Source organism: Streptomyces sp. NPDC057702 (genome assembly GCF_042799315.1).
Classification (GTDB): Bacteria; Actinomycetota; Actinomycetes; order Streptomycetales; family Streptomycetaceae; genus Streptomyces.
The window spans coordinates 1-14,049 of record NZ_JBHVJC010000055.1 but is presented as its reverse complement, the minus strand read 5'-3'; the positions used below and the strand labels follow the sequence as shown (position 1 = coordinate 14,049).

Annotated in this window: 11 protein-coding genes; 8 read left to right on the top strand and 3 right to left on the bottom strand. The window is 72.9% G+C overall.

Translation table 11 applies throughout. The features are described 5' to 3' along the window. Window position 1: 1 nt before the first annotated feature. Genes asnB through ACFVFR_RS29765 form a run of 4 tightly spaced genes read left to right on the top strand, consistent with a single transcriptional unit; the run spans window position 2 to window position 5,374 of the window. The gene (asnB, locus tag ACFVFR_RS29780; RefSeq protein WP_383707339.1) at window positions 2–1,804 is read left to right on the top strand and encodes an asparagine synthase (glutamine-hydrolyzing); all 1,803 of its coding nucleotides are present in this window, start codon (window positions 2–4) and stop codon (window positions 1,802–1,804) included. Next, window positions 1,801–2,847 carry a PrpF domain-containing protein gene (locus ACFVFR_RS29775; RefSeq protein WP_383707337.1) on the top strand — a complete coding sequence of 349 codons (1,047 nt, stop codon included), beginning with the start codon at window positions 1,801–1,803 and terminating at the stop codon, window positions 2,845–2,847. Before asnB ends, ACFVFR_RS29775 begins: the two co-directional genes overlap by 4 nt. After that, window positions 2,826–3,977: an acyl-CoA dehydrogenase family protein gene (locus ACFVFR_RS29770; protein WP_383707335.1), complete on the top strand. Its 1,152-nt coding sequence runs from the start codon at window positions 2,826–2,828 to the stop codon at window positions 3,975–3,977. Before ACFVFR_RS29775 ends, ACFVFR_RS29770 begins: the two co-directional genes overlap by 22 nt. After that, the gene (locus ACFVFR_RS29765) at window positions 3,956–5,374 is read left to right on the top strand and encodes a dihydroorotase family protein (RefSeq protein ID WP_383707333.1); all 1,419 of its coding nucleotides are present in this window, start codon (window positions 3,956–3,958) and stop codon (window positions 5,372–5,374) included. The genes ACFVFR_RS29770 and ACFVFR_RS29765 overlap by 22 nt, the downstream gene beginning before the upstream one ends. Window positions 5,375–5,714: 340 nt before the next feature. Here the strand turns inward: ACFVFR_RS29765 and ACFVFR_RS29760 are convergent, their stop codons facing one another. Together ACFVFR_RS29760 and ACFVFR_RS29755 are read right to left on the bottom strand one after the other, a co-directional pair. Then, window positions 5,715–6,620, bottom strand: coding sequence for an alpha/beta hydrolase (locus ACFVFR_RS29760; RefSeq protein ID WP_383707391.1), 906 nt, complete (start codon window positions 6,618–6,620; stop codon window positions 5,715–5,717). Between the two features lie 459 nt (window positions 6,621–7,079). After that, window positions 7,080–8,066, bottom strand: coding sequence for a DMT family transporter (locus ACFVFR_RS29755; RefSeq protein WP_383707331.1), 987 nt, complete (start codon window positions 8,064–8,066; stop codon window positions 7,080–7,082). Between the two features lie 148 nt (window positions 8,067–8,214). Here ACFVFR_RS29755 and ACFVFR_RS29750 point away from each other — a divergent pair, with 148 nt between their 5' ends. From ACFVFR_RS29750 to ACFVFR_RS29735, 4 genes are all read left to right on the top strand, one after another. Beyond that, window positions 8,215–9,129, top strand: a complete 915-nt coding sequence (locus tag ACFVFR_RS29750) for a LysR family transcriptional regulator (RefSeq protein WP_383707329.1) — start codon at window positions 8,215–8,217, stop codon at window positions 9,127–9,129. Between the two features lie 234 nt (window positions 9,130–9,363). Further along, window positions 9,364–10,347 carry a TIGR01777 family oxidoreductase gene (locus ACFVFR_RS29745; RefSeq protein ID WP_383707327.1) on the top strand — a complete coding sequence of 328 codons (984 nt, stop codon included), beginning with the start codon at window positions 9,364–9,366 and terminating at the stop codon, window positions 10,345–10,347. Window positions 10,348–10,626: 279 nt separating this feature from the next. After that, on the top strand, window positions 10,627–12,315 hold the full coding sequence (locus ACFVFR_RS29740) for a histidinol-phosphatase (RefSeq protein WP_383707325.1): 1,689 nt from the start codon (window positions 10,627–10,629) through the stop codon (window positions 12,313–12,315). Window positions 12,316–12,416: 101 nt separating this feature from the next. Further along, window positions 12,417–12,878, top strand: coding sequence for a hypothetical protein (locus ACFVFR_RS29735; RefSeq protein ID WP_383707323.1), 462 nt, complete (start codon window positions 12,417–12,419; stop codon window positions 12,876–12,878). 208 nt (window positions 12,879–13,086) lie between these two features. Here the strand turns inward: ACFVFR_RS29735 and ACFVFR_RS29730 are convergent, their stop codons facing one another. Then, entirely contained in the window at window positions 13,087–13,668 is a 582-nt protein-coding gene (locus ACFVFR_RS29730; protein WP_383707321.1) for a GNAT family N-acetyltransferase, read from the bottom strand. Window positions 13,669–14,049: the final 381 nt, after the last annotated feature.

Below are 14,049 nucleotides of genomic sequence, written 5' to 3'. Positions count from 1 at the left end.
TATGTGCAGGATATTCGGCCATTTCGACACCCGCGCCACCCTCCACGAGCTCAGGACCGTGGCCGCCCTCCAGCGACACGGTGGCCCCGACGCCCAGTACCTGGTCAACGGCGACAACTGGGGCCTGGGCACCAACCGGCTCGCCATCATGGACCTCGACGGCGGCGACCAACCCTATGTGGACGGCCAGATCACCGTGGTCTTCAACGGGGAGATCTACAACCACGACGCGTTACGCCACACCCTGACCACCCGAGGGCACCGCTTCTCGGACCGTTGCGACGGCTCCATCCTGCCGGCCCTGTACGCCGAGTACGGCACGGAGTTCGCCGAACACCTCGACGGCATGTACGCGCTGGCCGTCATCGACCTGCGCGAGGAACCGAAACTGGTCCTGGCCACCGACGAGGTGGGGATGAAGCCCCTCTACTACTACTGGGACGCGGCCCAGGGGCACCTGTACTTCTCCTCGGAGCTGCCCGCCCTGCTGTCCTTCCCGGCCGTCCCCGCCCGCCCCTGGGAAGCGGGTCTGGACGCCTATCTGGCCACCAAGACACCCTTCGGCGAGCAGACCATGTTCGAGGGCGTCAAGGTCCTGCCGCCCGCCACGACGGCGACGCTCACCCGGGGAGGCGGGCTGCGCCTGGTCCACCGCCGGCCCGCCCCGGCGCCCCAGACGCGTACCAGCCTGGAGGAGGCGGGCGCCCACCTCCAGGAACTCCTCCGCACGGAGGTGGGCCGCCTCACCCTGGCCGACGTCCCCGTCTCGGCCATCACCAGCGGCGGACTGGACTCCAGCCTCATCACGGCCCTGGCCGCCGAGCACGTGCCCGAACTCCACAGCTTCAACATCGCCTACCGTGGCTCGTGGCCCGCCGACGAGCGCGCCTTCGCCCGCGAGGTAGCCGAACGCCACCGCACCCGCCACCACCAGGTCGAGATCGACCCCGCGGAGTTCCCCAAACTGCTCTCCGACGTCGTGTGGCACCTGGGCCAACCCAACGCCGACCCCATCACCCTGAGCACCTACGCGCTCTTCCGCCAGGTCCACCAGGAAGGCTTCAAGGTAGCCCTGACGGGTGACGCCGCCGACGAGCTGTTCTCCGGCTACGGCCGCATCAGGGCCGCCATGCAGGCGGGCCCCGCCGACGACTGGATACCCGACTACGTCCGCGCCCTGGCCGCCATCCCCCTGGAAGAGCGCCTACCGCTCTACTCCGGCGAGTACCGTCACTTCGTCACCGAGCACGGCGCCGCCGAGGACCGTCTCACGCACCACCTCCGCTCCTCCACGGACGACCGGCTCACCACCGTGACCGAGTTCGAGGTCGCCCACCGTCTGCCGGCCTACCACCTGCGCCGCGTCGACCACCTGAGCATGGCCTCCTCGGTCGAGGTACGCCTGCCCTTCTGCCAGCCCGCGATCGTCCGCTACGCCCGCACCCTGCCGGCCGCGCTGAGGATCGAAGGCGACCGCGTCAAGAAGGCCCTGTACGCGGCGGCCCGTGGCCTGCTCCCCACCTCCGTGCTCAACCGGCCCAAGCAGCCCTTCACCTTGCCCATCACGGCCATGCTCACCCGGGGCCAGCCGCTGATGGACTACGCCCACGACATGCTCGCCCCGCACCGACTCGCGGCCCGCGGCCAACTCGACCCGCGGGCGGTGCGGGACCTGCTGCGATCCCAGAGCACCACCCCCCGCGACTCCCACGCGCTGGCCATCTGGTCCCTGCTCATCCACGAACTGTGGCTGGAGCAGTTCCACCTGGCACCCTTAGGCGCCCGGCAGGCGGTCCCGGCATGATCGCCCACATCGCCCAGGCGGTCGGCGCCCCCACTCCCACCCTCGTGATCGACGCGAGACCGATCCCCTCCGACGAACCCGGCCTGCGGACCGTGCTCACCACCGCCCGCGCCTGGCTGGCCGACCACGGCCACGAGGGCGTACTCAAGATCGCCCTGGTCAGCCCCTCCGCACACCCGCTCTTCGACCTGGACTACCGCTTCGTCCAAGCCCTGCCCCAGGGCCTGGACCAGTTCGACTTCCGTGGCAGCTGCGGACACTCGATCCTCTCCTCGGTGCTCGTCGCCGACACCTGGGGCTGGCTGCCCAGCCTGGCCCCGGCCAGCCGCGTACGGGTGCGCGTCCTCAACAACGGGGACCACGTCGTCTGCGAGGTCGACGAGGCCCGACGCGGCGCCGGCACCTTCACCGTCCACTTCGTCCAGGAACCCGACAAGACCCTCAACGACCTCCTCCTGACGGGAAACCCCCACGATCCGTTGCTGACCGCCTGCGGCGTGCACGAGGCGTCACTGGTAGCCACCGGCAACCCGTACGTCTTCGTCGACGCGACCTCACTGGGCCTGACCAGCCGCCAGGCCCTCTTCGGCGCCGGCCCCGACACCTACGCGTGCCTCCAGCAGATCCGGGTCGCCGCCGCCACCGCCCTGGGCTGGCCGGCCGACAGCGTCTTCCCCAAGATCGCGGCCGTCGGCGCGTACGAGCCGGGCCGTCTGGCGGTACGAGCCATCTCCGTACCCACCTGGCACCCGACCCTCGCCCTGACCGGAGCCACCTGCCTGGCAGCCGCCACGGCCATCCCCGACACCATCCCCGCGCGCCTGCTCGAACAGGCCGGGGGCGGGCTGGAGAACATCGTCGTCGACAGCCCGCACGGCACCACCAACATCGCCGCGGCCCTGGACACCAGCACCGACCAACCCGCCCTCCAGTGGGTCAGCGTCAGCGACAAACAGGCCCACCTCCGTGGCCCGGTCAGGATTCCCGAACTGAGCACCTACCTCTACCAGGAGAGCCTGTCATGGCAGCCGGCGAACGCCTGATGGACCGCCATGCTCCCCACACCGACCTGGGTGAGCGATACCCCGCACTGGCCGAGGCGCTGCGCCGCGACGCGCCGGCCGCCGACGAGCGCGGTCGCCTCACCGACGAGGTCCTGACCCAGCTACGCTCCAGCGGCGTCCTCGCGGCGGCCATCCCCCCGCAGTACGGCGGACTCGGCGCCTCCGCGGCCCACACCAACAGCCTCATCAGCCAGATCGCCGCCATCGACCCGTCGGTGGCCATCATCTGCTTCCAGCACTACGCCGTCAGCGCCCGCATCGACGAGTGGGGCAGCGAGCACCACAAGAGCCAGTTCCTGCCGCGCCTGGCCAGCGGCGCGTGGATCGCGGCCTCGGCCTGGAGCGAGACCGGCGCGGGCGCGGCCAAGCGAAACCTGGCCACCACCGCCGAACGCACCTCCGGTGGCTGGCTCCTCAACGGCGCCAAGACCTTCACCACCGGAGCCGGTCTGGCCCAGCTCTACCTCGTACTGGCCCAGACCTCCACCCCCACCCACGACGACAGCCTCTACGGAAGCAGGGGGCAGACCTTCTTCCTCATCCCGGCCGCCAACGAGGGACTGGTCGCCGACACCGGCATGAACCTGGTGGGCATGCGCGCCTCGGCCACCGGCTTCGTCGAACTCCACGACTGCGCCGTCCCCAAGACCAGCGTCCTTGGCGGGGAGGGCCAGGCGACGCGCATCATCGCCGGCGTCCGCGAATCCGGCGCCACACTGGGCGCGGTCTCCCTGGGTATCGCCGAGGCCGCCTGGGCCCTGGTGCTCGCCCACACCCGCCGCCTGGGGCTCGACCAGGCCCAGGCGGTGCGCCACCGGCTGGTCGACCTGGCCGCCGAGATGGCCGCGCTCAGGGCCCTGGTCCACAGCGCCGGCCGGCGCGACAGCCACGACCCCGGCACCACGACCCTGCTGTCCAAGCTCCAGGCCGCGCGCTCAGCCGAAAACCTGTGCCTTCAGGCGCAGCGACTGCTGGGCAGCGCCGGCTTCCTCCACGACCACCCACTGAACCGACTGGCCCGTGACGCGCGCGCCGTCGGCCTCATGGGCCCCACCAACGACCTGATCCGAGAGCTGGTGAGCGCACCATGGACCACACAGCCCCGCTGACCAAGCCCTACGACCTCCTGGTCACCAACGCGCGCCTGGTCCTGCCGGACGGCGTACGCCAGGGGGCGTTGGCCGTCGCCGACGGCCGCATCGCCCGTGTCCTGACCACCCCCCAGGCACCCCTGCCCGCGGCGGTCGAGCACCTGGACGCGGCGGGCCGCCACGTCCTGCCCGGGATCATCGACTCGCACGTCCACTTCCGCACGCCCGGCCTGACCCACAAGGAAACCTGGTTCCACGGCAGCCGTGCCGCCGCTGCCGGCGGGGTCACCACCGTCATCGACATGCCCAACACCCAACCCCCCCTGCACACACCCGAGCAGGCCCTGGCCAAGGCCGAGCTGATCGCCGGACAGTCCCTGGTGGACTACCGCTTCCACTTCGGCGTGGGCGAGAACACCGTCGACGCCCTGCGCGACCTCACCCCCCGCATCGCCACCTCCGTCAAGATCTTCATGACCGGCCACCACACGGCCCCCCACGTCATCCGCGACCCGGACATCCTGGGCCGCGTCTTCGCCACCGCGGCCGACCGCGACCTGCGCCTAGTCCTGCACGCCGAGGACGACGGCATCTTCCGACTCCTGGACGGGAACCACACCCAACCCGCCGACTACGCCACCTACGAGGCCCACCGGCCCCGCAGCGCGGGCATCGTCGCCGTCACCAAGGTCATCGAACTGGTGCGCCGGTACGGCACCGCCGCCCACATCCTGCACGTCTCCTCCCACGAGGAGACCGAACTGCTGCACGCCGCCCACGCCGCGGGACTACCCCTGACCTACGAGACCACCCCGCACCACCTGTCCTTCACCGCCTCCGACACCCGACGCCTGGGCGCCCGCATCCGCCTCAGCCCAGCCATCCGGGAGGACCGCGACCAGCGGAGCCTGTGGCAGGCGGTGACGTCGCGGACCATCACCACACTCGGCAGCGACCACGCCCCCCACACCACCGAGGAGAAGGCGCGCCCAGCCCCCGACGCCCCACCCGGCCTGCCCGGTGTGCAGGAGCTCCTGATCGCCGTCTACACCGGGCTGCGCCGCCGCTTCCCCGACACCCCGGTCGACGACCACCTGACCACGCTGGCCCGGCTGTGCGCGGCACACCCGGCCGCCCTGTTCGGCCTCGACCGGCACAAGGGCGCCCTGGTCGAAGGGCTCGACGCCGACTTCGTCATCTTCGACCCCGACACCACCTGGCACATGTCCGCCGACAAGGCGCACACCAAGCACCGGTGGTCAGCCTACGAGGGGTGGACCTTCACCGGTCACGTCGACGTCACCGTCCGCCGAGGCCAGGTGATCTGGGACGGCACCGACTTCGGCCAGCCCGAGGGCCGCTGGCTCGACGCCCACCCGCTCCACCTGGACACCCCGCAGCCAGCCCACACCTGACCATGACCCAGCCTCGCGGCCTCGACCGGCCCTGAGCCCGTCCGGGAAGCGAACCGGATGCCGCCAGCCCGCACCACCGCCCACCCCACCACGGCCCACACCTCCTCTCCGGCGACCGAGCCCCCGCGGCCACCGGAGAGGAGGGAGGCAGCCGGCGCCCGCCCGCGAGGCGAGCGGGCCGCGACCACGCCGCCGGCTTCGGGCCCAGCGCACCGGGTCGGTCCCCGCCGAGTGCCACGTCACGACGGACCGTCGCGTTCCCCGCCGCCTGGGCGTGGGCAGGACCGTCCCCGTGACCTCGTCCCCGCCCAGGCGAGGGTCGTGATCCACCGGGCGGGAGCTAGCCTGCCTGCCGCGCGAGCGTGTCCAGGACGTTCGCGACCGGAGTGGGATCCAGCGGGCCGACGTGTGACGCCTCGGGGAAGTCGTGCACGCGGAAGCGGTTGCCGGGGGTGGACGCGTCGGCTTCCGCGATCATCCTGTCCTGGAGCGCGGTGGCGATCGTCCGGTCCTTGCCGAATCGCAGGTACGTGCGGGGAACGCGTCCCCAGCCGCTGGCCCGGCCGACCGCTCGGCCCGCGTAGGCGGCGATGGGCTCGTCGGTCTGCATGCCGGCCAGTGTGCGGCGGAAGTCGGGGTCGGGATAGTCCGCGCAGATCATCTCCTTCAGGAGGGCCAACTCGGCGCTGACCGCCGTACGGAAGTTCAGCCGCAGTACCCCGAGTCGGTCCGGGTCACCCACCGTCAGTTCCACCGGGCTGACGGCGTTCGCGTTCTCGGGCGCCGCCGTGCAGGCGTCCGCGGTGGGCAGGACGCGGCTGGGACAGAAGGCCGCCATGTAGCAGATGTGGTGCAGCAGGTGCGGGACGGCGTCGGCGACACGGCTGACCGACACGCCCCCCAGACTGTGTCCGACCAGTACCACCGGGCCGCTTCGCGCGGCCTGCCGCACGATGCCCGTGACGCGCGCCTCGTAGTCGTCCAACCCGAGGCCCTTCAGGGGGGAGGGTTCGACCGCCATCGCCGCGAGATCCTGTCGCTGGTACGACTCCGCCACGAAGGCCTCCGTGCCGTGCCGGGGCTGGTCCACCATGACGACGCGGTGGCCGCGCAGCGCCAGTTCCCGCGCGATGGGCATCCAGAACGCGCCGGCGCTGTGGGTACCGTGCACCAGCACATAGGTTCCCGGCCCCCGACGCGGGGCCGCCGCGGCCGGCGAGGTCGCGAGCCCGGTGGCCAGCGCCATGCCTCCCACGGAGAGCCCCAGTCCGCGCAGCGCCGTCCGCCGGGTGGTGCCGTTTCGTTCTTCGTTCGTGTTCTCGTTCATGAACACCACGCTACGAACGGCCCGTTCGGCCCACCAGCGGCCCAGCACCCCCGCCGGGGTGGACCCAGAACCACCCCGCCACATGGCTCACAGGGACCCATCCGCACGGGCTGAACGACCAGTGGGCCCACCCCGACCCCTCACGCCTGAGCACCACCCGAGCTCGGCGGACCCGGGAGGTGGCCGCTCGGAAGCCATCTCCGGCCGCGTCCCGTACGAGCCAGGGGGCGGCCGAGGGGGACGCGGCCCCGTCGCGACCCGGAGCGTGGCGTCACCGGCGACACCGCCCGGCTCCCGTACGGGAGGGCCAGCACGCGCGGCGGCCCCGGGCCGCCGCGCGTACCCACCCCACTCGGGCTCTCGACCCACCCGTCACACTCAGGCACGCGGCTCCGCCCCGCCCGCGGTCACCTCGCCCCGCGCCCCGCCGTCCGACCCACCCACGGACGGCCGCTCGGGGGGCCGCTGCCGGGGAGAGGACGCGGCCCCGCGCCAGCGCGTCATTCCCACACCCGCGAGCACGACGACCATGCCCGACATCACGCGCGCGCTGAGCTCCTCACCCAGGAAGACCGCGCCGAGCAGCACGGAGACGACGGGCAGCAGATAGCCGACCACCGCCGCGTTGGTGGCGCCCTCGTCGTTGATGATCCGGTAGGTGAGGTGGAAGGTGATCGCGGTGCACAGGACGCCGAGGGCGACGGCGGCGGTCACGACGATCGGGCCGGGGTCGATCGGGCCCAGGCCGCCGACCGGCACCGCGAGGGCGGTCAGCCCGCTCGCGGCGACGAGTTGGGCGGCGGAGAGCGAGAGGGTGGGAGTGCCCTTGCGGACCAGGGTGCGCCCCATGTACGTGAACGCGACGGCGTAGCTCGCGGCTGCCCCGAGGATGGCGAGGGCGCCCCAGCCGGTCGCCCGTGTCGTGTGCCAGGGGGCGAAGATGACGACGGCGCCGGCGAAGCCGAGCAGGAGACCCGCCAGCCGCACGGGAGGCAGCCCCCGCTCCGTCCTCAGCGCCAGGCCCAGAGCGGTCGACCACAGCGGGGTCGTGGCGTTCAGCACGCCCGCGAGGCCGGAGCCGACGGTCTGCTGGCCCAGGCTCAACAACGCGAACGGCAGGGCGTTGCAGAAGAGGGCCGCGACGGCGATGTGACGCCAGGTGGCGACACCCCGGGGCAGCCGGTGCCCCGTCACACAGCAGGTGACGACGAGGACGAGCGCGCCCAGAACACAGCGCGTGAACGTGACCTGGAGGGGTGAGAGCCCCCGCGACGCCAACTCGATCCAGAGGAAGGTCGAGCCCCACAACAGGGCGAGCGCCACCACCCGCACCCCACCCGACAGGCTCCGTGCACCACTGTTCACGACGCTTTCCCCCAGGACTCTCGGCGACCGGTTCGACGACGGACCCCCCGACCGGCCGCCGCGCGGTGCGGGGCCGCCTCTCGAAAGTGCCCGAACCCAGCTGTGACGACAAGCAAACAGTTGAACCAGGTCCGTTAAGCTGAGCTACATGCTTGATGTGAGGCGACTGCAGGTCCTCCGCGCGGTGGTCACCAGTGGAACGGTCACCGCCGCCGCGGCACACCTCGGCTACACACCCTCCGCCGTCAGCCAACAGGTGGCCGCGCTGGAGCGACAGGCCGGCACGGCCCTGCTGGAACGAGTCGGCCGCGGCGTCCGCCCCACCCCCGCCGGCCTGCTGCTCACCGAGCACGCGGCCCTGATCAGCGCGGCGGTCGCCCAGGCGGAGACCGCGCTCGCCGACCTCCGCGCCGGCCGCACCGGCCGTCTGGGCGTCCACTACTTCGCCACCGCCGGCTCCACGCTCGTGGCGCCCGCCCTCGCCGGGTTCCGCGCCGAGCACCCGGGCATCCGGATCGACCTCAACCTCACCAACGACCCGCGCCGCGAAGTGAGGCCAGACCAGCCCGACCTGGCCGTCGTCGTACAGGAACGCGCCCCCGTCGGCCCCGGCTTCCGCGCCGTCCACCTCCTCGACGACCCGTACGCCGCCGTACTGCCCCTAGGCCATCCGCTCGCCGACAAGGAGGTCATCGACCTGAACGAACTGGCCGGCGAACAGTGGGTCGGCAGCGAGCCGCCCGGCCCCTGTCTGGAGCCGGTCACCGACTCCTGCGCGGCGGCCGGCTTCAGCCCCGACTTCGTCATCCAGAGCGAGGACTACGCCACCGCGCAGGGATTCGTCGCCGCGGGTCTGGGCGTCGGCCTGATGCCCAGGCTGGGACTGCGCGACCGGCACCCCGGAGTCGCCGTACGCCCGGTCCGCAACCCCGAGCCGGTACGGGTGGTCGCCGCCGTCGTACGGGAGATCGCCCTGGAACAGCCGGCCCTGCGCGGCCTGTTGGACGCGCTGCGACAGGCGGCTGCCACCGCCGGCCCACCCGACGGCGGCCGACCGGACTGACCGTCGCCGACCGGCAGGACATCCGCACCCGCGACGACCCCGGCGCGAACACCACCGCCGGCGCGGCGCCGACCCGGGACGCCCGGTCGGCGCGTACCGCGCCCGCTCCACCGGCCCCTCCTCCCGGGCCGCGCCGCAGCGCGCCCGGTCGTCCGAGGTCCGCCGCACGGGGTGCCCGAGCCCCCTTCAAAGGAGGCGTCTAGGCTCGTCCACACGGACGAAGGAGGAAGCCCGATGAGGATGGTGCTCGCTGGCGGGACCGGACAGGTGGGCACGATCCTGGACCGGGCGCTGACCGACGCGGGCCACGAGGTCGTGATCCTGACCAGGAAGCCGACGCGTGAGCGGGAGGTTCCCTGGGACGGTCACACCCTGGGACCGTGGGCCCGGGAGATCGACGGCAGCGACGTCGTGGTCAACCTGGCCGGACGCAGCGTCAGTTGCCGCTACACCCCGGCCAACCTGCGCGCCATGATGGACTCCCGCGTGGACTCGGCCCACGTGGTGGGCCAGGCGATCGCCGCCGCCTCCCAGCCGCCACGCGTCTGGTTGCAGATGAGCACCGCCACCATCTACGCCCACCGCTTCGACGCGCTTAACGACGAGGCGACCGGCATCCTCGGCGGCTCGGAACCCGACGTGCCACGTTACTGGTCCTACAGCGTCAGGATCGCCAGGAACTGGGAGCGGGCACAGGAACAGGCCGAGACCCCCCACACCCGCAAGGTCGCCCTGCGCTCCGCCATGGTCATGAGCCCCGACCGCGACGGCGTCTTCGACGTCCTGCTGCGCATGGTCCGACTCGGTCTCGGCGGCCCGGTCGCGGGAGGCGGGCAGTACGTCTCCTGGATTCACGACCACGACTTCGTCCGCGCGGTCGAGCTGCTGATCAGTCGGGACGACATCAGCGGTCCGGTGAACCTCGCCGCCCCCGCCCCCCTGCCGCACCGCGCGTTCATGCGCGCGCTGCGCGCCGCCTGGGGCATGCCGGTGGGCCTGCCCGCGACGGCCTGGATGGCCGAGGTCGGCGCGCTCGCGCTGCGCTCGGACACCGAGCTGCTGCTGAAGAGCCGGCGGGTCACCCCCGGTCGGCTGCTCGCCGCGGGCTTCACCTTCGAGCACGCCGCATGGCCACAGGCCGCCGACGACCTCGTGCGCCGCGTACGCGACCAACGAGGCTCCCGGCGCCACCGCGCCACCACCACACCGGGCCCGTAGGAGCACGTCCCCCAGCCACCGCCGACACCGTCGAGGCCGTCGACCACACCCGGACAGCCGGTGGACGCCGACGGCGCCCCAGGCGGCGATCCGCACACACCGCCGCCGGCCCGCCGTGACCCACCGTGGCGCCCCGGTCGCCAACCGCCGAAGACCCGGCCACGCGCCCAGCACGCCACGGGGGCGACCCCCAGACGTCGGCCCCGGTTCACCCCCTGGCCCCGCGCTCCGGAAATCCTCCTCGTTGCACGAAGCCCGCACGAAGGAGAAGCGCACCCCATGACCCACCCCGTGCCCGAATGGGCCGACCCCCAGGTGCCCGCGGAGTCGCTCGACCCGCAGGGGCTCAGCCGCCGAGGGCTGATGCGCCGCGCCGGCCTGTTCGGGGCGGGTTTCGCCGCCGCCTCCCTGCCGCTGCCCGCGCTGGCCCACGGCCACGGCCACCACGGAGGAGGGCACGGCCACCACGGAGGAGGACCCGGCCACGCTCCCCACCTGGTCTACCTGGTCGGCGACCATCACAACCACACCGTCTACAGCCACGACGCCAAGTACACGTTCTCCCAGATCGCCTCGGCGGGACGACGGTTCGGCCTGGACTGGATGGTCTTCACCGAGCACAGCAACACCGGCCACGCCGAGTTCGGCGCGGCGCGCGAGCACCGCGAGATACTGCGAGCCCGCGCCGAGAACAGACGCATGCTGATCTTCCAGGGCCTGGAGTGGTACATCCCCGGCGCCGAACACGGCACCGTCTTCTCGCCGCCCGGACGGCACGAGGTCGACCTGCTGACCCGCTTCGAGAAGGCATTCGACGGCAAGCTGCTCGGCTACACGGCCGGCGCCCCCAGCCACCCGGACACCCCGCGCAACGAGGCACACGCGCTCAAGGCCCTCAGGTGGCTGGCCGAACAGCGCCGCACCCGCTACGTCGACGACGTCCTGGTCCTCGCCAACCACCCCATGCGGCTCGGCATCGACTCCCCGCACGAACTGCGCGGCTGGCGCGACGCCGCCCCCGACATCATGATCGGCATGGAGGGCGCCCCCGGCGCCCAGGCCGGCGCGATCCCGGGTTGGCACGCGGACACCAACGTCCGGGGCGAGTACACCAACTCACCCTCGGTGGACTCCTGGCCCGGCTACCCGCGCGAGGCGTACGTCACCCACGGCGGCTTCGACTGGGCCACCGCGACCGTGGGCGGCCTGTGGGACGCCATGCTGGCGGAGGGCAAGCTCTTCACCATCACCTCCAACTCCGACGTCCACCGCGTCGCCCAGGACACCTGGGTCAACGGTGCCTGGGCACCCGGCGAGAACTTCGACAACACCGGCCGCCTCCCCGACCCGTACAACACCACCGAACCGCAGCCCGGCGGCGACTTCTGGCCCGGCCAGTTCAGCCGCACCCACGTGGGCGTCACCCGCTACGGCTACCGCGACGTGATGGCGGGATTGCGGGCCGGGCGCGTCTGGGTCGACCACGGCCACCTCCTCGACGGCATCGACGTCACGGTGCGCGGCGAACGCGGCGGCAGCGCCACCCTCGGCGGCCGGCTGCGGGCCCGACGCGGCGAGCGCCTCACCCTCACCGTGACCGTCACCGCCGCGTCCCGCCGCAACCCGCACGGTGTGCTGCCCCGCCTGCACCACGTCGACGTCATCCGCGGCGCGGTCCGGGGCCCGGTCGCCGACCGCGACAGCTGGCGCGCCCCCGACACCCGGGTCACGCACACAGCCGACGTGCTGGGCCGCCGTGGTACGTACACCCTGCGCATCCCGGTCGGGCGCGCCGACCACCCGTTCTACCTGCGACTGCGCGGCAGCGACGGCCAGCGTCACGGGGCGGGCCTCCTCGGCGCGAGCGTCGACCCCCACGGCCCGCTGCCGCACGAGCCCGGCAAGGGCGACCCGTGGCTCGACACCTGGTTCTACACCAACCCGATCTTCGTGGACGTCACGCGCTGAGCCTCGACGGACCCGGGTACGACGGGGCGGCGGCCGGCCGGCACCACGGGCCGCCGCCCGTCACCCGCACGGTCCGGTGACCATCCGTCAGGATGTGCGCCATGGATGGAATGACCGGAGGCACGGTCCTCGCCCTGATCGGTGTGCTCCTGGGAACCGCGGGGACCCTCGTCGGGCAGTACCTGGCGACACGGGTCGATCTGCAACGCGACCGGCGACACCGCGCGGAGAACGAACGCGCCGAGCGCAAGGAGGCCATGCTGGAGTTCCTCGCCGCCGCCCAGCGCGTCGAGCTGATACTGGACCGCCGGAAGCTGGGGCTGCCCGCCTCGGACTCCGCGGACGAGAAGCTCCACGACCTGTGGCTGGCGAAGAAGGCCGTCGAGTTGACCTGTGCGCGGGAGACGGCCCAGGCGGCCCACGCGTACACCACGGTGCTGCACACCCACATACGCAACTCCGCCTCGTCCGAGCAGAGCCGGGGCAAGCGCGACTCCCGCTACGCCTTCATGGAAGCGGCTCGTGCCGCGTTGGCGAACGACCGCTCACAGGCCGGGCACTGACCGCACCAGGCCGAAGCCGTCGCGAGGTCGCCACAGCGCCCGGGCGGACGTCTCGCGGGAGGCGTCGCCGATCGGCCCGGTCACCCCGCGTCGGCGTGCCGGGCCCGTAGTCGGAGTACCGGGGGTCAGGGCGCCCAGCGGGGCGCGGGGTCCTCGGGGCGGGCCGCTCGTGAGGGAGCGCGGCGGCCCGCTCCCGGTCGGCGCGCGCTCAGGGCCGGGGGTCAGCCGACGGCGCGGGCTGGCCTGGGGTGGCGCTCTCGGCCGGATGCGCGACCTCGTCGGGGGCGGCCCCGGTCGGGCGGACCACCATCTTCGTCACCGAGCCGTCGTCGCCCACCACGTCGCGGACGAACGTGAAGCCCAGCCGCGCGCACAGCGCCAGGCTCGCCGTGTTCTCCGCGCCCACCATGCCGTAGACCCGGTCGACCCGGAGCGTCTCGGCGGCGTAGCGGATCAGCTCCCTGGCGAGTTCGGAGCCCAGCCCCTTGCCCCAACTGTCGCGCACGAAGGCGGCGATGACCTCGTAGCCGTCGACGTTGCCGGTCTTCTTGATCTCCGCGTGGCCCACGTAGGCGCCCTCCACCCACAGGGCCCACAGATCGAACCGGTTCTCGGGGTAGATCTCGTTCACGATCACCCGGAACGCGGCCCGGAGATCCGCCTCGGGAGACCGTTCCTGACCCATCCAGCGGCACACCTCCTCGTCGCGCAGCAGGCCGACGAAGGCGTCCTCGTCCTCGGGGCGGTAGGGGGCGAGCACGATGCGCGCGGTGCGCAGGGTCGGAGTCATCTGGGGTCCTTTCGGATGGAGCGCGCCGCGGCGACCGACGGTCACCGGGCGGGGGAGCGGAAGAAGAGAGAGAAGGGGCGGGTGGGGGAGTCGGTGACCACGAGGGCCGGCGGCCACGAGAGACGGGGGCCTCGGTGGCCGCTCGCGCGGTCGCCGGCCCGCGCCGTGGCCTGGCAAGCCCGGAGGGGGTCGCAGTGCGGGGCCCACGGCACTGGCGGGCACGGGCCGTGGGGCGGCGCCGCGCCGCCCCCCCCCCCGCGGCCGCCCCCGCGGGTCCCCCCCCGGGGCGGGGGGGGCGCGCGCCGCACCGCCGCCCCCCGACGAGATTACGGCGCGCGCTGGACTCGGTCTGCTGCACCACCGGGCGGCAAACGAAGGGAG

Bases quoted from the DNA above. Each gene is read 5' to 3' on its own strand.
- ACFVFR_RS29740 (WP_383707325.1), top strand. From the start codon at position 10,627: ATGACCCACCCCGTGCCCGAATGGGCCGACCCCCAGGTGCCCGCGGAG.
- ACFVFR_RS29735 (WP_383707323.1), top strand. From the start codon at position 12,417: ATGGATGGAATGACCGGAGGCACGGTCCTCGCCCTGATCGGTGTGCTC.
- ACFVFR_RS29770 (WP_383707335.1), top strand. From the start codon at position 2,826: ATGGCAGCCGGCGAACGCCTGATGGACCGCCATGCTCCCCACACCGAC.
- ACFVFR_RS29775 (WP_383707337.1), top strand. From the start codon at position 1,801: ATGATCGCCCACATCGCCCAGGCGGTCGGCGCCCCCACTCCCACCCTC.
- ACFVFR_RS29760 (WP_383707391.1), bottom strand. From the start codon at position 6,620: ATGGCGCTGGCCACCGGGCTCGCGACCTCGCCGGCCGCGGCGGCCCCG.
- ACFVFR_RS29765 (WP_383707333.1), top strand. From the start codon at position 3,956: ATGGACCACACAGCCCCGCTGACCAAGCCCTACGACCTCCTGGTCACC.
- ACFVFR_RS29745 (WP_383707327.1), top strand. From the start codon at position 9,364: ATGAGGATGGTGCTCGCTGGCGGGACCGGACAGGTGGGCACGATCCTG.
- asnB (WP_383707339.1), top strand. From the start codon at position 2: ATGTGCAGGATATTCGGCCATTTCGACACCCGCGCCACCCTCCACGAG.
- ACFVFR_RS29750 (WP_383707329.1), top strand. From the start codon at position 8,215: ATGCTTGATGTGAGGCGACTGCAGGTCCTCCGCGCGGTGGTCACCAGT.
- ACFVFR_RS29730 (WP_383707321.1), bottom strand. From the start codon at position 13,668: ATGACTCCGACCCTGCGCACCGCGCGCATCGTGCTCGCCCCCTACCGC.